This is a genomic window from Bradyrhizobium sp. CCBAU 45394, from assembly GCF_028128655.1.
In the GTDB taxonomy this organism is placed as follows: domain Bacteria; phylum Pseudomonadota; class Alphaproteobacteria; order Rhizobiales; family Xanthobacteraceae; genus Bradyrhizobium; species Bradyrhizobium diazoefficiens.
Genome location: NZ_LBIX01000177.1, coordinates 200365 through 220832 on the forward strand (window position 1 = coordinate 200365; position 20468 = coordinate 220832).

General features: G+C 64.9%; 24 protein-coding genes and 1 tRNA gene. 11 read left to right on the top strand and 14 right to left on the bottom strand.

Annotated features, from left to right (window positions below; translation table 11 throughout):
• Positions 1-50 precede the first annotated feature (50 nt).
• Positions 51-584 carry a DUF4142 domain-containing protein gene (locus WN73_RS41705; protein WP_028175629.1) on the top strand — a complete coding sequence of 178 codons (534 nt, stop codon included), beginning with the start codon at positions 51-53 and terminating at the stop codon, positions 582-584.
• A 10-nt stretch (positions 585-594) separates the two neighbouring features.
• Positions 595-915, top strand: a complete 321-nt coding sequence (locus tag WN73_RS41710; RefSeq protein WP_028175630.1) for a cupredoxin domain-containing protein — start codon at positions 595-597, stop codon at positions 913-915.
• Positions 916-1111: 196 nt separating this feature from the next.
• On the opposite strand, the gene WN73_RS41715 is transcribed toward WN73_RS41710, so the two are convergent.
• From WN73_RS41715 to WN73_RS41730, 4 genes are all read right to left on the bottom strand, one after another.
• A complete protein-coding gene (locus WN73_RS41715; protein WP_008135624.1) occupies positions 1112-1378 on the bottom strand; it encodes a hypothetical protein in 267 nt (88 codons plus the stop codon).
• A gap of 185 nt (positions 1379-1563) precedes the next feature.
• Complete coding sequence (locus WN73_RS41720) at positions 1564-1941, bottom strand: TIGR02301 family protein (RefSeq protein ID WP_028175631.1); 378 nt, start codon at positions 1939-1941, stop codon at positions 1564-1566.
• Between the two features lie 208 nt (positions 1942-2149).
• A complete protein-coding gene (locus WN73_RS41725) occupies positions 2150-2584 on the bottom strand; it encodes an NUDIX hydrolase (RefSeq protein WP_028175632.1) in 435 nt (144 codons plus the stop codon).
• A gap of 3 nt (positions 2585-2587) precedes the next feature.
• Positions 2588-3088 carry a hypothetical protein gene (locus WN73_RS41730; RefSeq protein WP_028175633.1) on the bottom strand — a complete coding sequence of 167 codons (501 nt, stop codon included), beginning with the start codon at positions 3086-3088 and terminating at the stop codon, positions 2588-2590.
• A gap of 63 nt (positions 3089-3151) precedes the next feature.
• Here WN73_RS41730 and WN73_RS41735 point away from each other — a divergent pair, with 63 nt between their 5' ends.
• On the top strand, positions 3152-3916 hold the full coding sequence (locus tag WN73_RS41735; protein WP_028175634.1) for an SOS response-associated peptidase: 765 nt from the start codon (positions 3152-3154) through the stop codon (positions 3914-3916).
• A gap of 85 nt (positions 3917-4001) precedes the next feature.
• Here WN73_RS41735 and WN73_RS41740 read toward each other — a convergent pair whose 3' ends face one another.
• From WN73_RS41740 to WN73_RS41765, 6 genes are all read right to left on the bottom strand, one after another.
• Positions 4002-5195, bottom strand: coding sequence for a CaiB/BaiF CoA transferase family protein (locus tag WN73_RS41740; protein ID WP_028175635.1), 1194 nt, complete (start codon positions 5193-5195; stop codon positions 4002-4004).
• Positions 5196-5231: 36 nt separating this feature from the next.
• A complete protein-coding gene (locus tag WN73_RS41745; protein ID WP_271558129.1) occupies positions 5232-6161 on the bottom strand; it encodes a glycine reductase in 930 nt (309 codons plus the stop codon).
• A gap of 287 nt (positions 6162-6448) precedes the next feature.
• Positions 6449-7030: an NUDIX domain-containing protein gene (locus WN73_RS41750; RefSeq protein WP_028175637.1), complete on the bottom strand. Its 582-nt coding sequence runs from the start codon at positions 7028-7030 to the stop codon at positions 6449-6451.
• A 16-nt stretch (positions 7031-7046) separates the two neighbouring features.
• Positions 7047-7487, bottom strand: coding sequence for a GNAT family acetyltransferase (locus WN73_RS41755; RefSeq protein ID WP_028175638.1), 441 nt, complete (start codon positions 7485-7487; stop codon positions 7047-7049).
• Positions 7484-8911 (bottom strand): FAD-binding oxidoreductase, encoded by a 1428-nt coding sequence (locus tag WN73_RS41760; protein WP_028175639.1) that lies wholly within the window; start codon positions 8909-8911, stop codon positions 7484-7486. The genes WN73_RS41755 and WN73_RS41760 overlap by 4 nt, the downstream gene beginning before the upstream one ends.
• Positions 8912-8989: 78 nt before the next feature.
• Positions 8990-9979 carry an L-threonylcarbamoyladenylate synthase gene (locus WN73_RS41765; RefSeq protein WP_028175640.1) on the bottom strand — a complete coding sequence of 330 codons (990 nt, stop codon included), beginning with the start codon at positions 9977-9979 and terminating at the stop codon, positions 8990-8992.
• Positions 9980-10047: 68 nt separating this feature from the next.
• Between WN73_RS41765 and WN73_RS41770 the strand changes: the two genes are divergently transcribed.
• The 3 genes from WN73_RS41770 (at position 10048) to WN73_RS41780 (ending at position 12834) form a co-directional block, all read left to right on the top strand.
• Positions 10048-10124, top strand: a tRNA-Pro gene (locus WN73_RS41770).
• Positions 10125-10257: 133 nt separating this feature from the next.
• Positions 10258-11976, top strand: a complete 1719-nt coding sequence (locus tag WN73_RS41775) for a hypothetical protein (protein WP_271558132.1) — start codon at positions 10258-10260, stop codon at positions 11974-11976.
• 144 nt (positions 11977-12120) lie between these two features.
• Complete coding sequence (locus WN73_RS41780; protein WP_028175642.1) at positions 12121-12834, top strand: NUDIX hydrolase; 714 nt, start codon at positions 12121-12123, stop codon at positions 12832-12834.
• 6 nt (positions 12835-12840) lie between these two features.
• Here WN73_RS41780 and WN73_RS41785 read toward each other — a convergent pair whose 3' ends face one another.
• The 3 genes from WN73_RS41785 to WN73_RS41795 all read right to left on the bottom strand — a co-directional run bounded on the left by WN73_RS41785 (position 12841) and on the right by WN73_RS41795 (position 14068).
• On the bottom strand, positions 12841-13167 hold the full coding sequence (locus WN73_RS41785) for a hypothetical protein (RefSeq protein WP_028175643.1): 327 nt from the start codon (positions 13165-13167) through the stop codon (positions 12841-12843).
• A gap of 206 nt (positions 13168-13373) precedes the next feature.
• Positions 13374-13598, bottom strand: coding sequence for a hypothetical protein (locus WN73_RS41790; protein WP_011085360.1), 225 nt, complete (start codon positions 13596-13598; stop codon positions 13374-13376).
• A 209-nt stretch (positions 13599-13807) separates the two neighbouring features.
• Positions 13808-14068, bottom strand: coding sequence for a hypothetical protein (locus WN73_RS41795; protein WP_011085361.1), 261 nt, complete (start codon positions 14066-14068; stop codon positions 13808-13810).
• Between the two features lie 203 nt (positions 14069-14271).
• Between WN73_RS41795 and WN73_RS41800 the strand changes: the two genes are divergently transcribed.
• The 5 genes from WN73_RS41800 to WN73_RS41820 all read left to right on the top strand — a co-directional run bounded on the left by WN73_RS41800 (position 14272) and on the right by WN73_RS41820 (position 19187).
• Positions 14272-15231, top strand: coding sequence for an N-carbamoyl-D-amino-acid hydrolase (locus WN73_RS41800; RefSeq protein WP_028175644.1), 960 nt, complete (start codon positions 14272-14274; stop codon positions 15229-15231).
• Positions 15232-16493: 1262 nt separating this feature from the next.
• On the top strand, positions 16494-17048 hold the full coding sequence (locus WN73_RS41805; protein ID WP_271558135.1) for a TetR/AcrR family transcriptional regulator: 555 nt from the start codon (positions 16494-16496) through the stop codon (positions 17046-17048).
• 51 nt (positions 17049-17099) lie between these two features.
• Positions 17100-18293: an MFS transporter gene (locus WN73_RS41810; RefSeq protein ID WP_011085364.1), complete on the top strand. Its 1194-nt coding sequence runs from the start codon at positions 17100-17102 to the stop codon at positions 18291-18293.
• 126 nt (positions 18294-18419) lie between these two features.
• Entirely contained in the window at positions 18420-18839 is a 420-nt protein-coding gene (locus WN73_RS41815) for a hypothetical protein (RefSeq protein WP_011085365.1), read from the top strand.
• Between the two features lie 138 nt (positions 18840-18977).
• The gene (locus WN73_RS41820) at positions 18978-19187 is read left to right on the top strand and encodes a hypothetical protein (RefSeq protein ID WP_271558138.1); all 210 of its coding nucleotides are present in this window, start codon (positions 18978-18980) and stop codon (positions 19185-19187) included.
• Positions 19188-19444: 257 nt separating this feature from the next.
• Here WN73_RS41820 and WN73_RS41825 read toward each other — a convergent pair whose 3' ends face one another.
• Positions 19445-20422: a LysR family transcriptional regulator gene (locus WN73_RS41825; RefSeq protein ID WP_011085366.1), complete on the bottom strand. Its 978-nt coding sequence runs from the start codon at positions 20420-20422 to the stop codon at positions 19445-19447.
• Positions 20423-20468 lie beyond the last annotated feature (46 nt).

Here is a 20468-nt window from a genome sequence, read left to right on the forward strand (position 1 = left end):
TGAAGCAACGCGCCGGCGGACCCCGTCCGGCAGCACAGGAGTGTCAAACCATGTTCATTCGACGGAGCGCGGCTTTCGCCGCAGCAATCTTGTTGTCGAGCCCCGCGCTGCTGCAAGGCGCCGGCGCAGCCGACAAGCCGACCGATCCGCAGATCGCCCATATCGCCTATACCGCGGGCGTGATCGACATCAACGCCGCCAAGCAGGCGCAGAAAAAGGCGCAGAACAAGGACGTCAAGGCGTTTGCCGAGGACATGCTGCGCGACCACGAGGCCGTCAACAAGCAGGCGCTCGCGCTGGTCAAGAAGCTGAACGTCACGCCCGAGGACAACGACACCAGCAAGGCGCTGTCGAAGCAGGCGAGTGACAAGCTGGCTGAGCTCGACAAGCTGAGCGGCGCGGCCTTCGACAAGGCCTATGTCGTCAACGAGGTCGCCTACCACAAGGCGGTCAATGGTGCGCTGGAGACCCAGCTGATTCCGTCGGCGAACAATGCGGAGCTGAAGAGCCTGTTGCAGACCGGCCTGAAGATTTTCCAGGGCCATCAGCAGCACGCCGAGCACGTCGCGGCCGAGCTGAAATAGGGAGCGTGGGATGAAGCCGGGACGCCTCGCTTCGATCGCGCTTGCGATCATCTTCCTGCCGATGGCCGTCCCGGCGCACGCGGCGACCATCGAGATCACGATGGAGAATCTCGTGATCTCACCGACTGAGGTGTCGGCGAAGGTCGGGGACACCATCAGGTGGGTCAACAAGGACGTCTTCGCCCACACCGCCACCGCGAAGAACGGCGATTTCGACGTGACGTTGCAGCCCGAGAAATCGGCGACGTTCGTTCTGAAGAAGGTGGGAGCGGTCGACTATTACTGCCGCTATCATCCCAACATGAAAGCGACGCTCAAGGTCGAGCCGTGAGGGAGGCGGGAGTGCATTCCCAATCGTGGCGGGAATATCTCCCGGTCATCGCGAGACTAATGCTTGTCCGGGGGAGCGGGCTTCCGTGCGATAAACGCAGCAGACTTCGCGAACCTGTTCACCAGATCCCGTTCGCCAAGTCATTCATCCGTCAACTGGCCCCGCCCGCGTGGCGGGGTCATTTTCGAAAAGGCGCTTACTGCCGGGAGATGTCGACGGAGAATTCGCCGTTGCGGATCCGGCCGGGAAAGCCCTCGACGAACTTCGCTACCGCGTCCTCGCCATAGGTGCCGACGAGCTCGGCAAAGGCCGCAAACAGGCTCGCCTGCGCCAGGCAGTCGCCGTCGACGCCGTCATGGCGCGCCTCGGCCCAGGCCTCGTTGAGATAGCTCAGTGCGGCCTGTTTCTGCTCGTGGTCGGGCAGCGGCGCGCGGGCGGGGGCGTAGGAAATCGGCTGGCTCATGAAACTCGATCAGGGCTGGGGCGCGATCCACGGCGATGCGCTGTGCGAGTGGTGTAGCACGCGCATTAACGCCCGCTAGGCCACATCTTTAAGAACGGTTAATGGCTGTGAACAAAGACGATGACAGGGTTCCCGTCGCCGTCATTCCGGGCTCGCGCTACGCGCGCCCCGGAATGACGGCGAGATCAGTTCGCGTAGCGCGCCGTGAGATCGCGCGAGATCTTCGAGCCTTCCTCGATGTAGCGGCGGATCGCGACGGTGGCGGCCGGCGTGCAGCTCCGGTAGGTCTGCTGGAAGCCGTTATAGCCGCGGTTGAAGGCGGCGATCATGCGGGTGCGGCGCTCTCCGGAGGGGGTTTCGGCATCGATCAGCGCCTGCATCTCGCTGCGCCATTTGTTGCCCTCGTTGGACCCGCAAATGCCGCGCAGATAGTGCAGGCCGCCGAGGATCTCCGCCAGCCGCTGCAAATCGGCGTCAAACGGCGCCGCCACGTCCTGGGCCCTCGTGGGCACCGAGGCGCAGGCGAGGATCAGGGCAAAAATGGCCAGAAATCGCGTGGACATCGGCGGGGTGTATGCCCCCTCAGGGCGGCGGGCGCAAGGCAACGTTAGGGGCGCAGCGAACGTGCGCTCCCTCTCCCGCTTGCGGGGGAGGGGTGGGGAGGGGGTGTCTCCGCGGGCGATAATCCCCAAGAGGAAAGATCCCTCACCCGTCGCTTCGCTCCGACCTCTCCCGCAAGCGGGAGAGGTGCAGCGGCGTTTGCCGCGCCGACTATGTCCCGATCAACCGGTGGGCGGACTGAATGACCTCCTCCAGCCCCCCGGTCAGCTTGAGGTCGCCGAGGCTCGCCAGGGCATCGGGGGCGATCCAGCGGTAGTCGTCGAGCTCGTCGTTCAAAACCGGCTCCCGGGCCGCCCAGCGGGCGGCAAAGGACATGATCAGGTAGTGGCCGGCGCCGGCCGTGGCCGGCAGCACCTCGCGCCAGCCGGCAAGGCCAATGATCTCGATGGCGAGCCCGGTCTCCTCGTTCACCTCGCGCACCAGGGCCTGGTGCAGCGATTCGCCGAACTCGACCCGGCCGCCGGGCAGCGAATAGAACCCCTTGGCGGGCGAGCGGGCGCGGCGGGTGAGAAGCACCTTGCCATCACGAAAAATCGCGGCGCTGACCGCAATCTGGGGATGGGTGGGCTGGACGACCGCAGACACGGCTCAGTTTGCCATGATGGTGTCGACGTCGGCTTCCGCCCCGCCATTGATGATGCCGCCGCAGGCAGCGATCAGCGGCTTGACCCAGAGGGTGGCCTGCTCGGCCAGGCGGACGCGGGTGGTGTCCTTCTCGACCTCGCGCATGGCCGAGCCGACCGCGGTGAGAATCGAGGTCATCGTGTCGGTGAGGTGGTCGAACTGGGCGCGCACGTTGGGATCGGCCTTCTCATAGGCTTCGACGGCGAGGTCGCGTGCCTTGAAGTTCGACGCCGTGAAATGCTCGGCATAGGACAGCGGCGACCAGGTCAGAAAGTCTTCGGCGCATTCCGGCATATCCGGGACCATTTCGAGCAGCATCACCGCTTCATTGAAATGGTTGAGATAGTCGGTGGCAAGCCCGGTCCGCGGGTTGATGTTGGCCACGCGCAGCCGTTCGGCCCAGGCCGCTGCCTCGGGGCCCGTCTGTACATGCGTCCGCGCGGGTTGGGAGGCCATTGAGCTCATTCGCCGCAGTGTTAACGTTCGGGGTTAAAAGGACCTGAACGGACCCTATATAGACGCCCAAGGATGTGTGGACGCTTCGTCATAACTTCGGCCCCCGCGGCTTTGCGGCAACTGTTCGGCTATGTCGAGCAGCCGAATTTCCCGCCCCGGTACAATGTCGCCCCGACGCAACCGATTCCGGTCGTGCTGGTCGAGAACGGCGCGCGCCATTTCCGCCTGATGCGCTGGGGGCTGCTGCCGGGCTGGGTCAAGGATCCCAAAGGCTTTACGCTCCTGATCAACGCCCGCTCGGAGACGGTGCTGGAAAAGCCCGCCTTCAAACGCGCGATTCGCCGGCGGCGCGGCCTGATCCCGGCCGACGGGTACTACGAATGGAAGGCGGTGGATGGCCGCAAGCAGCCGTTCTTCATCCATCGGGCCGACGGCGCGCCGCTCGGCTTTGCCGCGGTGTTCGAGACCTGGGCCGGGCCGAACGGCGAGGAGCTCGACACGGTCGCGATCGTCACCGCGGCGGCCAGCAAGGATCTCGCCGCGCTGCATGACCGCGTGCCCGTCACCATCAGCCCGCGCGATTTCGAGCGCTGGCTCGACGTTCGCGGCGACGAGGTTGACGCGATCCTGCCGCTGATGATCGCCCCGCGCATCGGCGAATTCGCCTGGCACCCGGTCTCCACCCGCGTCAATCGCGTCGCCAATGACGACGAGCAACTGCTCTTGCCGATCAGCGCGGAGGAGATGGAGGCGGAGCTGGAGGCGTCGAAGCCGAAGAGGGTCGCGCGGAAGGCGGCGGCCGCGTCATCCGATGACGGGCAGGGGTCGTTGTTTTAGCCAAGCTGGCGCCATTCACTCCGTTGTCGTCCCGGATCTGCGCTGACGCTTGTCCGGGACGACAGCGGAGTTTTTTGCTGGAGAGTCACACAATCTCCCGCGCCCGCAGCGTCGCGATCTCCGCCGCATCGAAGCCCAGCTCGCCGAGCACCGCGTCGGTATCCGCGCCCAGCTCCGGCGCCATCCGGTCCAGCTTGCCGCCGCCATGCGCGAGCTTGAATCCGCTGCCGGCAAAACGCAGGCGGCCATAGGGCGTATCCAGCTCCTGGATCGCAGCGCGTGCCTTCACTTGCGGATGATCGATCACTTCCTCGACCTTCCAGATGCTGGCGCAGGGCGCGCCGGCGTCTTCGAGAATTGTCTCCCACTCGCGCGCCGGCTTTTTCGCGAGCGCCTCTTCGATGATGGCGCGCAGGGCCGGCTCGTTCTCGTTGCGTGCGAACCAGTCGGCGAAGCGCGGATCGGACAGCGTATCCTCGCGGCCGAGCGTGCTCATCAGCGCGCGGTACTGTTTCTCGTTGTTGACGGCGAGCAGGATGTGGCCGTCGCCGCATTTGAACAGGTTCGCGGTGGTCCGGCGGCTCACCGCCTGGTTGCCCGAGAGCTGCTGGCGATGGCCGGCGACCGACCAGTCCGCGATCTGCCCCGAGAGAAACGCCAGCGTCGCTTCCAGCATGGAGACGTCGATGAGCTGCCCCTTGCCGGTGCGGTCGCGCTGGTACAGCGCGCTCGATACGCCGAACGCGGCCGTGGCGCCCGAGAGCACGTCGCAGACCGCAAAGCCCGCGCGCGTCGGCCCCGTTTCAGGGTGGCCGGTGATCGCCATGATGCCTGACAGCGCCTGCATCTTGCCGTCATAGCCGGGCCGCAGGCGGTCCGGGCCGGTCTGGCCGAAGCCTGAGACGGCGCAATAGATCAGCTTTGGATTGATCGCGGACAGCGCCTCATAGCCGATGCCGAGCTTGTCCATCACGCCCGGGCGAAAGTTTTCCATGACGACGTCGACCTGGGCGGCAAGCTTCTTCACGATGGCGATCGCATCTGGCTTCTGCAAATCGAGCGTCAGGCTGCGCTTGTTGCCGTTGATGGCCTGGAACGCCGGCGCCAGCCCGCGCTCGGCCCATTCGCGGCTGAGCGGCGTGCGGCGCATGTCCTCACCCTCGCGCCGCTCGACCTTGATGACGTCGGCCCCCAGCAGCGCGAGCTGGTAGCTCGCATAGGGGCCGGCCAGCACTTGCGTGAAATCCAGGATCTTTACGCCCTCGAACGGTCGCGTCACGTCGCTCTCCCTTTTTGTTTTGGTTGTCGGAGGACGTCAGGCGGCGCGGTTGCCGCGCGCGATCTCCTTCTGCTTGTCGAATTCGGCGCGGCGGCGCGCAAGCTCTTCAGGCGAGAGCTGCGCGACATTGTTGTAGTCGAGCTTCCAGGAGGCGTCCTCGCTCCAGCGCAGCGGCGACTGCATCGTCGTCTGCGGACCGCTCGCGGTCTCGAGCAGCCTGAGTGCGAGCTCGAGCGTTTGCGCCTGCGAGGTGATGTCGTGCGGCTTGCCGGCGGAATTGCCGAGCGGGAAGTCGGAGAACAGGAAGCGCGGCACGGCGGCGTGCTCGATGATGTCCTTGGCGCAGCCCATGATCACGGTCGGAATGCCGTTCCGCTCCAGATGCCGCGCCACCAGCGCGGTGGTCTGGTGGCAGACCGGGCAGTTCGGCACCAGCACCGCGACATCGACCTTGTCGGCAAGGCAGCGCGCCAGAATCTCCGGCGCGTCGGTGTCGAGCGTGACGCGATGGCTGCGGTTGGTCGGTGCGCCGAAGAAGCGCGGGGCCACTTCACCGATCCGGCCCGCGGCGGATGCCTTCAACAGCTGCGGCAGCGGAAACCAGGTGCCGCTGTCGGTCGCCGAGGTGTGCTTGCGGTCGTAGCCGATGTGCGAGATGCGCAAATCGTGCGCTTTCGACGTGTCGCCGTCATAGACCTGGTAGAATTTCGCGCTGCCATTGTACGCTGCGCCCGGCCCCTGGTCGCCCTTGGTGGGATCGTACGGCGCAGCCGTGGTGATGATGGTGACGCGCGATTGTGAAAGCGGTTTCTTCAGCGGCTGGAACGGCGCCTCGACATGATGTGCCCAGCGGTACGGCGTGGTGTAGCCGATCGCCGCGTAATAGTCGCGGGTGCCCTGCATGTAGGGGACGGGGGAGTCGTAGTCGGGCGCAAAGCCGAATTCGTCGTCGCGCGAAGCGGACATGGGCGCGTCTCCTGGTTCTTGTTGAGAGCCAGACTAGAGATAGTCGGCTGTGAGCTCAACAGGGGGAGGGGCGGCGCAGGCCAGAATTGCTTGCATAGGAGAGCCGCTTGCGCCGTCTCCCCTCTCCCCTTGTGGGAGAGGGTGGCTCGCCGCGATAGCGGCGAGACGGGTGAGGGGTTCTCTCCGCGAGTCCAACTCTCATTCGAATTTGCGGAGGCAAACCCCTCATCCGGCGCTTCGCGCCACCTTCTCCCACAAGGGGAGAAGGGAAGAAGACGGCTCGCGAATTATCTAAAGACATGCAGCGCCGCATATTGCAGCAGCATGATCGCCTTGGCGTCGATGATGCGTCCGTCGGCGATCATCGCCAGCGCCTCGTCGATGCCGAGCTCCAGCACCTCGATGTCCTCGCCCTCGTGCTCGAGGCCCCCGCCGTCGCTGACGCGCATCTCCGGTTCGTATTCGGCGACGAAGAAGTGCAGCTTCTCAGTCACCGCGCCCGGGCTCATGAAAGCCTCGAACACCTTGTGGACGTGGTGCAGGCGATAGCCGGTTTCCTCCTCGGCCTCGGCGCGGATGCGTACCTCGGGAGAGGCATCGTCCAGCACGCCGGCTGCGGTCTCGATCAGGAGATCGTCGTAGCCGCGGATGAACACCGGCAGGCGGAACTGGCGCACCAGGATCACGGTGCGCCGCGCGCGATTGTAGGGCAGCACGGCGGCGGCGTTGTCGCGCTCATAGGTTTCCCGGTGCTGCGTCTGCCATTCGCCGTTGGCGCGCCGATACTCGAACGTCGTGCTCTTCAGGGGAGTCCAGTTGTCCGAGAGCACACGAACGTCCTTGATGCGGACGCGGTCGGAAATGGTCATGGCTGTTTTCCGGGAGCTAGGGAGTCGAAGCGCGGTCGTCGAGCCACTTCTGGAACATCAACGAGGTGGATTCCTCGAAGCCCAGCGACTGGTAGAACGCGTTGGCCTGCGCGTTCTCGCGGCGGACCAGGAGCTGGAGCTTGGCGATGCCGGCCTGGCGCAGCCAGTCCTCGGCCGCCGCCATGATCACCCGGCCAAAACCGCGCTTGCGGCCATCGGGGTCGACGGCGACGTAATAGACCCAGCCGCGGTGGCCGTCATGGCCGACCATCACGGTGGCGACGATCGCGCCGGACTCACGGCCGATCAGCACGGTCGAGTTGTCGCGCCGCCGCGCCAGCGCGATGTCGGCATGCGGGTCGTTCCAGGGCCGCGTCAGGCCGCAGCGCTGCCACAGCGCGACGACCGGCTCGACGTCGGCGTCGCTGATCGCATCGATCGTGAGGGACACGCTCACAGCACCTTCCCCGGATTCATGATGCCGAGCGGGTCGAGCATCGCCTTGATGGCGCGCATCAGCTCGATCGCGGTCTTGTCCTTCACCTCGGGCAGCTCGTCGCGCTTGAGCACGCCGATGCCGTGCTCGGCCGAGATCGAGCCGCCCATGCGCAGCACGATCTCGAACACCACCGCGTTCATCTCGTGCCAGCGCGCCAGGTAGTCCGCGGTGTCGGCGCCGATCGGCTGGCTGATATTGTAGTGCAGGTTGCCGTCGCCGAGATGGCCGAACGGCACCGGCCGCGCGCCGGGGATCAGCTTCACCACCGCGGCATTGGCTTCGTCGATGAAGGCGGGCACTGCGGCGACGGGCACCGAGATGTCGTGCTTGATCGAGCCGCCCTCCGGCTTCTGCGCCGACGACATCTCCTCCCGCAGCTTCCAGAAGCCGTTGCGCTGGCTGAGGTTGGCCGCGATCACGGCGTCGTCGACGATCTCCTCCTCCATCGCGCGGGTCAGGATCGTTTCCAGCGGCGTGCGGGCATCGTCGCCCGGCGAAGACAATTCCATCAGCACGTACCAGGGATGCTTCTCTGCAAGCGGATCGCGCACGTCGATGCCGTGGCGGACCGAGAAGTCGACCGCCATCTCCGACAGCAGCTCGAAGCTCGTCAGCGCATTGGCGGCTTCGCCCTGCGCGATCGTCAGCAGCTTGAGCGCCGCGGCCGGCGACTTCAGCCCGACGAAGGCGGTCTCGACCGCCCGCGGCTTCGGAAACAGCTTCAGCGTCGCCGCCGTGATGATGCCGAGCGTGCCTTCCGCACCGATGAAGAGGTTGTGCAGATTGTAGCCGGTGTTGTCCTTCTTCAGCTTCGACAGCACGTTGAGCACGCGCCCGTCCGCGAGCACGACCTCCAGCCCCAGCGCCATCTCGCGCGCGACGCCATAGGCGAGCGCGGCGGTGCCGCCGGCATTGGTCGAGAGATTGCCGCCGATGGTGCAGCTTCCTTCCGCGCCGAGCGAGAGCGGAAACAGTCGGTCCACGTCGGATGCCTTCTGCTGCGCGATCTGCAGCACCACGCCGGCCTCGCAAGTCATGGTGTTGGAGGCGGTATCGACCTCGCGGATCTTGTCCAGCCGACGCAGCGACACCACGACCTCGCCATTGTGCGGGGTCTGGCCGCCGACGAGCCCGGTGTTGCCGCCCTGCGGCACCAGCGCGATTTTGTGCACGGAGGCGAGCTTGCAGATTTCGGAGACTTCAGCGGTCGAGCCCGGACGCAGCACCAGCGGCGAGCGGCCGTGGAACAGATTGCGCTCCTCGGTGACATAGGCCTCGATGTCGGCCGCATCCGTGATCGCGTGGCGCTCGCCGACGATCTTGCGGAATTGTTCGATCAGCTCGGGCGCAAGCGGAGGAGTGGCAGGCTTGTTGATATTCATTGTCTCGTCTCTACTTCGCTCTTATCTCTTGCACATGATCTTATCGGAAAACCGCTTCACACTTTTCCGGATCATGCGCTATCTCGCCACCGCAGCCCGGCGCAGCCGGTCATTGATCGCTTCGCCCAGATCGTCTTCGGGGATCGTCATCACCGCGATCACCCGTGGCCCCTTCGCATCGAGCGCCCGAAGATAGCCGAACAGATTGGCGGCGGCTTCATCGAGATCAGCGGTGGGCGACAAATTCATGACGGCCGCTGCGGCGTCAAGGCCGGGCAGGCGTGAAGGCCCGAACGCCAGCAGCGCCTCGCCCGGCGCCACCTCGCGCGCATTGAGCCGCACATTGGCGCGCGGCGCGTAATGCGAGGCCAGCATGCCCGGCGCCAGCGGCTGGCTGTCGTCGCTCCCGGCCTCGGCCGGCGGCCGCGCCAGGGCCGCGCCGAGCACGGCCTCGATCCGCTCGCGCGACAGTCCGCCGGGCCGGAGCAGCATCGGCGCATTGAGGCAGCCGACAATGGTGGATTCGACGCCGACCGCGACCGGCCCGCCGTCGACGATCAGGTCGATTCGCCCGGAAAGGTCGCTCTCGACATGGGCGGCCAGCGTCGGCGAGACGTGGCCGGAGATGTTGGCGGACGGCGCCACCACGGCCCCGCCAAAAGCGCGCAGGATCGCCTGCGCCACCGGGTGGGCGGGAATCCGGATCGCGACGGTGTCGAGGCCCGCGGTGGCGAGATCCGCCACCGGGCAGCCGTCCGTCTTCGGCACCACCAGCGTCAGCGGCCCCGGCCAGAACGCCTCCGCCAGCTTCAAGGCGCGCGCGTCGAACCGGCCAATGGACTGCGCGGCGGTAATGTCGGCGACATGGGCGATCAGTGGATTGAAGGCCGGCCGCCCCTTGGCGGCATAGAGATGGGCGATCGCGGTGGCATTGGCGGCGTCCGCGCCGAGCCCGTAGACCGTCTCGGTCGGAAACGCGACCAGCCCCCCGGCGGCAAGCGTCCGGGCGGCGGCCCTGGCGGCGGCATCGCCAGCCGGTAAAATCAGCGTTTCAAGACCCGTTTTCACAGGGATAAAATTCCTCAACTCGGCCGCTTGCGGTGCGCCAAACCCGACGCTATAAGCCGGCCTCTTGTCGGAGTGTGGCTCAGCCCGGTAGAGCACTGCGTTCGGGACGCAGGGGTCGCAGGTTCGAATCCTGCCACTCCGACCATTCTTTCAAAAGTTACCGTTTTCCAGAGGCTTGGCGGACCGGCTGCCGGCGCCTCGGGAGCGCCTTTTTGCAACGATTTTCGGGGCGGGTCCACGGCCGATTTGGCCCAAGCAGGGCCGTCTGTGCGCGCGGCATGGCTCGCAAAGCTCGTCCCGCCGGCCAGCGCCTTGATGGCGTGAAGCGCGTCGCAAGGTTCACGAACGCGAATGGTGTCGTTGGAGCAGGGTTCGCTCCGGCTTCTTCGGCTGCCGAAAAGTTCAACTTAAGCTCGCATTCATTTTGTAATACACATTACGCATTGTTTTTTTTCTTCTTAAGGCATTGCGCCATGGAATTGACCCCCAACAATTTGGACCAGCTTTCCGGCATTGCCCAATGCCTTGACGATCAGTGTGCCCCGCCGGATATCGCCCAGGAAGCTGCAGAAAGTGAAAAGCCGCTTTCCGACTACGCCAAGCGGATACAGCCGGCGATGAAGATGGAGTTCTTCAAGGCGCTGCTCACGCTGCGTTCGGTGGTGGTCAATCGCGCGTACCTTCTCCACAATGAGGCGGTCAAGGAGCTCTATCTCGGCGGAGATTCGGAGGCGGAGTCGTTCGAAAGACTCGTGCAGGAACGCGCAATCATCCCATTCCTCTACGACGAGCGGCAGCTCTCGGACTTCAAGGGCACGGACCTGTCCCGCGATGTCGAGGACTACTGGGTCAAGGCCGAGGCGAAGGGTACCAACAAGCTGCGATTGAGTTGGGACGACAAGCGAAACGGGACCCTGATCACCGATCACATTTCCAAGCGCTTTGGAGGTTTCTTCAAGACGATCGACGATCTCAGGCCTGATCTGCTTCGCAACGACTTCTCGCTTTCGACATTCGATGACGAGAGCATCAGGCAGATGCTCAAGAATATGCGCGACTTTGCCAATCGGGTGCAGGACGAGACCGGCCGCCCGGTCAAACGCAAGGAAATCTATCACGAGTTCGTCTGCGTCGGCGGCCTGCACAAGGACCACCTGGTTTTTGATCTCAAGAAGCCGCTGGCCATGCAGATCAAGGCGCTCGCGGACCTCAAGTACAACGTCAATTTGCCGGATGTTCTCAACCGCTATGTTGTTACGTCCCAGGGGTCGACCAGCCGTGAGTGTTTGCAGGAGATCAAGGAGCTCACGGAGGGTATCAAGGAGGTGGACGAGAAGGAGTTGCAGGATCTCATGATGGCTGTCGCCGGGGTCGGTCTGGACATCGCCAGTAAAGCCGTTCAATTGACCGACATTGGTTCGGTGAGCCTGGACGACATCGTGGCAGTCCGGAACGATCCGATATGGGCGTTGCATCATCAGATCGCTGTCGAGAATCTGCCGGACAACAAGCGGCCGATGTCGGAGCAGAAGTTTGTTCAGGATCCCCTGGAGTCCATTCGGCGCGTCTCCGGCTCGCTGGGCAACGTCGTCGAGCGTTTAGGCCAGATCCAGCGCGACAGTCGCCTCCGCGAAGCCACTGAGCGTTGGGAGGTTCGACTGAGTGCGTTGGGCATTTTCGAAATGGTCGCCTCGGAAGCCGGCCACGCGTTTGGCTTGCCTCATCTGCCCGAGGATCCGGTCAGCGAACACTCGCTGTCGCGAGGGATGGTGCCTCTCGTCGCTCACGCGGTCGTCTATCTCGAGGGAGGCGGGTTGAAGTATGAAATCAAGCAGCCGGTCTTTCAGGGTAAAATCTGGGCGGAAACCGCCGCAAAGATCGCTCGGGAGGTTCGTAGCCGGCTGTCGTTCGAGGGGACCGAGATTGCGCCGACGGGCGATCAATTGCGTCCCGACCAGCAGGGCGGCGGACTTGAGGTCAAGGATCGGGACGATTGAATTGCGGCGCGACGCGCGGGAAGGCGGGCGGCGGGCAAGGCATTGCCGCCAAAACGACAAGAAGCGGCTCGACCGTGATGTGGTTCACTGGCCAGCTGGTGGCAGCGGCAGGCCCGTATCAATCTTTATCGCTGACCAGGGGAAATGATGCTCGATCCAGCAGCCGGCATCGAGGCCTATTTCGAGGCGCTCGCCGAATACCCCCGGCTCTTCGAGCCGCGCCGATATCGGCGGCTCGTGCTCGACCGTGCCCGCCTGGAGAGCTACGCGCGCGAGCATGGTGTCGCGCTCGGGCTTACCTTCTCCAACGACTACGTGCTCGTGCTTGTCGATCTGGTCGAGGTGGGCGAAGGCCCGGCCACGATCGTCCATCCTTATTTTCGGATCGTCTCGCGCGGTCAACTGCTGGGTGGGCACAATGTCGTGGTGGTGGCCACGGTTGCCGACCCGAAGCTTGGGAATGTCGGCGACATCGTGATGGTCGAGCAGGAGCGTCATGCACTCGGACGGCTCATGCTGGAGCTGCCGCGCGGATTTGCCGAGCCGGGGATCGGGTTGGAGGCCAATGCCTTGAAGGAGTTGGAGGAGGAGACCGGCTATCTCGGTGCCGAGCCGCGGCTGATCGGAACCGTCTTGACGGATACCGGCCTGATGGACAACGAGGTCCACATCGTGCACGCCTCGGTCGTCGGCCGCCGGGAGCGATCTCCCGAGATCCGCGAGGTCATTACCCGAACTCTGTTGATGTCGGCCGATATGATCTGGTCGAAAATCCTGTCGCGCGAGATAAAGGACAGCTACACGCTCGAGGCAATCGGGATCTGGAGCAGGCTGTCGACGCACAGCACTTCTCGATGATGCTCGCTACCGCCGCGCCACCAGCACGCCCACCAGGAACGCCACCATCAGCGACGGCAGCGGCGCCTCGCGCACCATGCTGCGGACGATGTCCGGCCAGTGCTGCTCCGGGACCAGCCTTGGAGACCTGACTTCGGCTATCGGCGTCATGCCCCAATCCGACGCGAGGTCGGCGATCTCGCTCGCGGCCAGACGCGAACCGTCGCGGACGCGGAAGATGGCGGCCTCCGATCGCTCGCGCGGCGCGAGCGCCATCAGCGTCGCGATCGCCGTGCGCAACGTCATCTCGCCAAAACCTTGCAACCGCACCGACTCCTCGGGCTCGGACGTCATGCGAAAGCCCTCACAGCGCGAAGTGGTGCGCGATGGTGAATACCATCGTCGCGCACAGGACCAGCGTGGAAACCGCGCCGGCCACGCCGCGCGCGAGATGGGCTCGCGTCAGGTGCCTGGTCATGATTTTGCTCCATGCTCTGCATGGCAATGGCGGCGGCGGATGTTGGTTCCCAACGCCCCGCCGCGAATCGCCGCCATCCCGCCTACTTCCGCAGCAATTCGCTCAATGCCGCCGTCGCCTCGGCGCAGCGGATGTCGTCGATCTCGCGCGACAGGCTGAGTGCGCTTGATCTCAGCTCTTCGACCTTCCAGCTCTCAGGATGCTGGCTTTCGAGCTGACTGAGACGCTTGTTCAGATCGTCCAGTCTGGATTGGAGCTGCCCGATGCTGGCGGCCCCGTTCACTTTCCAAACGCGTTGTGCACGCATCGTAGTTCCCCTGTAGTCTCACGGCGTTGTGAGCGGGGTTCGTGGCTGGAATGGGAGTTTCTTTTGTCCAGCTTCAGACCGTGGGGAACCGTTGCAAAAGGGCAACGCGCGTTCCTGCTCGTCGACCGGCGCGGACAGTGCTACCGCCCATAGCCCGCGCCCTCCTGCATATGCCGTCGCGTGCCTGGTCGGGCCCGGCACTGTTCGCGTCAGGCGGCGTGCGGCCAGTCGGTTGATCGCTTTTCAATGCGGCTTTCCAGGATCGCGATGCTCACCTGAAGGTTGTCGCGCCGGGCTCTCAGGTTCTGCGCGAGTATCGGGTAGGCGAGATTCTTTGGATCGGAGATTCCGGCCTTCCGCTCTTCCTCCAGAATGTCGGCGTCGAGCAATTGCGCGCGCCAACGCAGATCGGAGATCAGGGCGTGGAGCTGTGTCGGGATAGTCGCTTCGAAACGGGACGTCGGCTGCATATGATCGCCTCACTATGAAACAGGCCCACTGCGGGTCTGAGGGATTGGCGGAAGAGCAGCAAGGAGAGTGCCAGCGCGCCGGCCGAGGGCGAAGGCCTGCCTTGTCGTTGGGCATCGTGCCGGACAGCGAGGCTGTGCGCGTGACGCATCGCGCGTTAGGGTCTGCCTCGACGTGATTCCGAAAGAGAACAAAGGAACGACGCGTGGCGAGATTTGTGACTATCGCGGCCGGCCAGCTTGGCCCGATTGCCCGAGCTGAGACCAGGACCGAGGTCGTGGCGCGGCTGATGGCGTTGATGCGCCAGGCGCGGGCCAACGGCTGCGACCTGATCGTCTATCCCGAGCTCGCCCTGACCACGTTCTTTCCGCGCTGGTATTTCGAGGACCAGGCGGAGATCGACGCCTTCTTCGAGCGCGAAATGCCGGGAGCGCAGACGCGAGCGCTGTTCGACCTCGCCCGCGAGATCGGCATCGGGTTTTGCCTCGGCTATGCCGAGCTGACGGTCGAGGCCGGCGTCACCAGGCGCTACAACACCTCCATTCTGGTGGACAAGAGCGGTGCGATCGTCGCGAAATACCGCAAGGTTCATTTGCCCGGCCATGCCGAGCACGAGCCATGGCGTGAATTTCAGCATCTGGAAAAGCGTTACTTCGAGCCCGGCAGCGGCTTTGGCGTGACCAATGCCTTCGGCGGCGTGATGGGAATGGCGATCTGCAACGACCGCCGCTGGAGCGAGACCTATCGCGTGATGGGCCTGCAGGGCGTCGAGATGGTGATGATCGGCTACAACACGCCGGTGCACAATCCGCCTGCGCCCGAGCACGACGATCTCTCGCTGTTCCACAATCACCTCGTCATGCAGGCCGGCGCCTACCAGAACGGCACCTTCGTGGTCGGCGTCGCCAAGGCCGGCATCGAGGAGGGCGTCGACCACATCGGCGGCAGCTGCATCATCGCACCTTCGGGTGAGATCGTCGCGGCGTGCACGACCAAGGGCGACGAAATCGCGCTGGCGCGCTGCGACCTCGATCTCTGCAACTCCTACAAGCGCACCACCTTCAATTTCGACGTCCACCGCCAGCCCCGCGCCTACGGGATGATCGTCGAACGCAGGGGCGTGACGACAATGGCGGATGGGACACAAGTGCCGACGAAGGGGTGATGCTCCCGCCCGTTGTCTTGCGTTTCCGTCTCTTCCGCGTCGTCCTGGCGAAAGCCAGGACCCATTACCACAGGGAGAAGTTTGGCGAAGACTGGTTGGGCGGGACTAATACTGCCTAAAATCGATAAACCTCGCGGTATGGGTCCTGGCTTTCGCCAGGACGACGGCTGACGTGAAAGCCCATTCCCAATATGCCCACAGCCCAGTCGTTCGACGGGCAAAACACCTGCATGGGCTGTCAACCCGCCTTCGCTAAAATATTCCACTTTACCGAAATTCGGAAATGGCGTACGTGTCGCCCATCCCGGCTCATCCTTGAGGGGCGATCTTGTGTCGTCACGTTTCGCGAGCCGGGCTTGCGGTGGACGCGGCAGCGTCGGGTGCGAGGCCAAGGGCAGGGCGGATTGCTCTCCGTGAGCCCAGAACTTCGTGCTGGATGAGCGGCGCTGTCAGGTTCGTCTCGTCTGTAAGTTTCCGGCTCCGTCGACAGGGCTGGGAAAACTGCGGCGAAATGGCGGGCCGTGCGTACGGCAAAACCGTGTGGTCCTGGCCGTCGTTGCTACGGTCAAGCCTTGGCGGATGCGGCAGTCGCGTCAACCGGCGCGGCGCCGGTGAATTTCGCTGGGGTGAGGGAGGCCAGAACGAACTCGGCTCCCGGGAGAGCACGGCATAAGCCGTCCAACCACTACGCAGGGAAGGCCGAGTGATTGGCTACACCTGTATGCTACTGTGCGGTTTCTCTGCGCGTGCTTTCGCGCAGAAGACCGCGGGTGCCGTCGGGCACCCGGCCTTCCCTGCGCCCTCTCGATTGAGAGGGTGGAGCGATCAAGCAAAGCTCGGGCGAATTAAGCCGCGAGGATGCGGAGCTGTGTCCTCTGTTTGAGAATCTCAAAATCGATGATGCGGGCTCAAATTTATGACCGTCACCCTGAGGTGCGCGCGCTGCTGCGCGCAGCGCTGCAGAGCAAGCCTCGAAGGGCGACGGCCCGGCTGCATTGTGGCCGCTCATCCTTCGAGGCTCCCCATGGGACGCGCCGCGTCCCGTCGCTCGCACCTCCGGCGACAACGGCTTCGCCGTTGCGCGGGGATGACGGGACCAGCAGCGCAGTCCCTGCAAACCGGCCAGCCCACGCCTCACCCCAGCAATCACAACCAGGTGTCTTGATTAGGAAACAATCATTCCCTATTATCCCGCAATGCAAAAATCCGCCCGCCGATCGCAAGCCATTGCTCAACCACCCGGTCGTCCCCGGGAGTTTGACATGGACACCGCCCTGGACGGGGCGGTGCGGGTGTTTTGCGAGCGCGGCTATCATGCCACCTCGATCGGTGACCTCACTGCCGCCATGCGGCTTGCCACCGGCAGCGTCTACAAGGCGTTTCGCGACAAGCACGCCGTGTTCCTTGCCGCCTTCGAGCGCTACGCCACGGTGCGCCGGGAGCAGACCCGCACCGCAGCCGCGCGCGGTGCGAACGGCCGCGAGCGGCTGCGCCATGTGCTGCTGTCCTATGTCGAGCACTCCCAGGGCAGCGAGGGGCGCCGCGGCTGCATCGTGGTCGGCAGCGCGGTCGAGCTCTCCGCGGTCGATCCTACGGTCCGCGCCCGCGTCAATGCGCAGCTCGCGACCAACGAGAACTTCATCGCCGGCCTCATTCGCGAGGGGCAGGCCGACGGCTCGATTCCCCGCCATGTAGCGGCCGACGACACCGCGCGGCTGATGATCTGCATCACGCAAGGAATGCGCGTCGTCGGCAAGGCGCGCCTGCCGCTCGACGGGACGCGCCTCGTCGGCGTCGCGATGAAGCTGCTCGCCTGAATTCTTGTCATATTAGGGAATGATCGTTCCCAATCTCTGGAGACCGTGTAAATGACGATGAATGCCACCATCGAGACCGCGCCCGAACCGGATGCGGTGTCGCAGCGCCTGACCTTCGTGCTTGCCGCGGCCTGTGGCATGGTCGCCGCCAACATCTACTATGCCCAGCCGCTGATCGCCCCGATCAGCGCCGCGCTGGGCCTGTCGCACGCCGCCGCCGGGCTGATCGTCACCATGACGCAGATCGGCTACGGCACCGGGCTGCTCTTCATCGTGCCGCTCGGCGATCTCGTCGAGAACCGTACGTTGATTTGCTCCGTCATCACGCTCGGCGCCGTGGCGCTGCTCGCAGCCGCGTTCGCGACGCACGCCCTGCCGTTCCTGATCGCCGCGCTGTTCATCGGGCTCGGCTCGGTCGCGGTGCAGATCATCATTCCTTATGCGGCGCATCTGGCGCCGGAGGCCATCCGCGGCCGCGTCGTCGGCAACGTCTCGACCGGCCTGATGCTCGGCATCATGCTGGCGCGCCCGGTGTCGAGCTTCGTCACGGCGGCCTCGTCATGGCATGCGGTGTTCTTCGCCTCCGCGGCGCTGATGATCGTGCTCGCAGCCGTGCTCTGGATGGTGCTGCCGACGCGCAAGCCGGTGGCGCGCATGCATTACGGCACGCTGCTGCTGTCGATGCCGCATCTGGTGCGCACCATGCCGCTGCTCCGGCGGCGCGCACTCTACCAGGCGAGCCTGTTCGGTTGCTTCACCCTGTTCTGGACGGTCGCGCCACTCCAGCTCGCCTCCGAGTTCGGCTTCTCCCAGCGCGGCATCGCGCTGTTCGCGCTGGCCGGTGTCGCCGGCGTGTTCGCCGCGCCAATCGCGGGGAGGCTCGCCGATCGCGGCCATAGCCGCATCGCGACGCTGATTGCGATGTTGCTGGCGGCCGCGGGCTTCCTGGTGACCTATATCGGCGCGGCCGGCTCGATGCTGAACCTCGCCTGCCTGGTCGTGGCCGCGATCGCCATCGATATCGGCGTCCAGGGCAACGTGGTGCTCGGCTTCCGCGCCATCTTCGCGCTCGGGCACGAGCATCGCAGCCGCCTCAACGGCCTCTACATGGCGACGTTCTTCGCGGCCGGCGCGGCCGGCTCCGCGGTCGGCGCCTGGGCCTTCGCGCAAGGCGGCTGGGCGCTCGCATCGGGAATCGGCCTCGCTCTGCCCGTCGCGGGCCTGCTCTATGCGGCCACGGAGTAGCGGCGGGATGGTGCGATGCGGCGTTTACCAAACGCCCGGGCATGCGTTTTCCGCCTCGCGATTTCCCTGCCGCTGTAGTACTTTGGTCGCAAGCGGGCCCGGTTAACGGGCGGCAGGGGGAGGCTGATGAGGCGTGCGGGGCTGTTTGGCGTACCGTGGGTACGGCCATGGTCGTGGCAGGCGTTTCTGCTGGGATTGGTCGTCGTCGGACTATCGGCGGTGTTTCAGGGCATCTGCGTCGCGCTCGGCGCAAAACTCTATTTCGCGGCGTTCCTGCCTGGCCTGTTCGTGCTCGGACTTGTCGCGGGCGCGCCGGCGGCGGCGTTCGCCGCGTTGCTCACCATTCCGCTGGTGTGGTGGGCGTTCATGCCGCCCTTCTTCGAGTTCAATGCGCTGACCAGCGCAAACACCGATTCCATCAACCTGTTCTGCCTCCTCGCCGTGCTCCTGATCGGCCTTGCCGATCTCTGCCGGGAGACGATGACGATCGTCAACCGCGGCGGGCTGAAGCGTTCGGGCGAGAGCGCGGCAACGAATTCGCAATAAATCGGCGATGCGCTCGCGCCCACGTTGCGCGCGCGCAACAGTCCGGCAACCATTCGCCAGCTTGCCGCGCGCCGCTAACTTTTCGAAAAAGATTTGGCCGCAATTTCTCCCCCGGGAATGACGAGGGAGTTTTCGGACATGAACGGCCAGATCAACGGGAACGCCATCTTGGAGAACGTGCGCCGCTATCGCGGCATCGCATCGCTCTATCGCCAGACTGCTGCATTCCGCCCGGGCCAGAGCTGGTCGCTGCTGGAGCAGGCGAGGGATTGGGAAGCGCGGGCGCTGTCGGAGCTGGAAGCCTATTTCGCCACGCACATGGATCACGCCGCTCCGCGCGCGGCCTGATCGTTAACCATCGCCGCAAGCAGACCGGCGACGAACATCGGCGATCGCTGGCTTCATTCGGCAGCGGAACCCGTGGCGACTACGGGGTTACCCCGGCGCCCGCACATGATAGCCAGTCGCCCGGATCTCCTTCACGTCGGCCGGGGGCGAGCGATGACCACCTTCAACCGTATCTTCACGACAGAGCGCCTGCTTCAGATCATCGTCATCCTCGCGGCGACGATCGCAATGAAGCTGATGGGCTGAGCATCGGCGAGCTAGCGCTCGCCGAACTCGGGCACGTCGGGCAGATAGTTCGACCCTTCCGAGCCCAGAAAGTCGAACATCGCCTGTGCCGGCGGCAGCAGCACCTTGTCGCTGCGGCGGATCACGTACCATTGCCGCACGATCGGCAGGCCGGCGACGTCGAGCACGATCAAGCGGCCCTCGGCAAGCTCGTGCGCCACGGTGTGGGCCGAGATGAAGGCGATGCCGAGCCCGGCGATCACCGCCTGCTTGATGGTCTCGTTGCTGCTCATCTCCATGCCGATGACCGGCTCGAGATCCGACTTCTGGAACATGCCCTCCATGAGCGTGCGCGTGCCCGAACCCGGCTCGCGGGTCAGGAAGGTCTCGTGCACGAGGTCGGTCAGGCTGAGGCCGGAATCCTTCTCCAGCCAGTGCCCCTTGCGAGCGACGATGATGTGCGGATTGCGTCCGAGCTGACGGACGTCGACGCTGACGTCGGCCGGTGGCCGACCCATCACCGCGAAATCGAGGTCGTAGCCGTGCATGGCCTCGCGGATCTCCTCGCGATTGCCGATGGTGAGCCTGATCTCGATCTTCGGGTACCGCTTGGTGAAAGCCGCGATCGCATGCGGGACGAAATACTTCGCGGTCGAGACCGCGCCGAGATGCACGGTGCCGCCGGTTCGCCCCGCGAGCAGGTCGAGCGCGCCCTGGCAGTCCATGATCGCGGCCTCGACGCGCTCGGCGAGCGCCAGAACCTCCTTGCCGGCTTCCGTCAGCAGCATGCCGTCGCCGGTCCGCTGCACCAAAGGCAGGCCGGCGAGGTCCTGAAGCTGGCGCAACTGCTGGGTCACAGCCGGCTGCGTCAGGCCGAGATGGCCGGAGGCCGCCGTCACGCTGCCCTTGGCCGAAAGCGCCGCGAGCGAGCGAAGCTGCCGGATCGTCAGATGCCGGAGCTGGGCCGCCGCATGGCTGGGGCCATTATAAGAAAATTCTTTGGCGCTCATTATGAATAGAAATTTTCCTTATTAAGCCTCCCCTGTCAATCTCCTC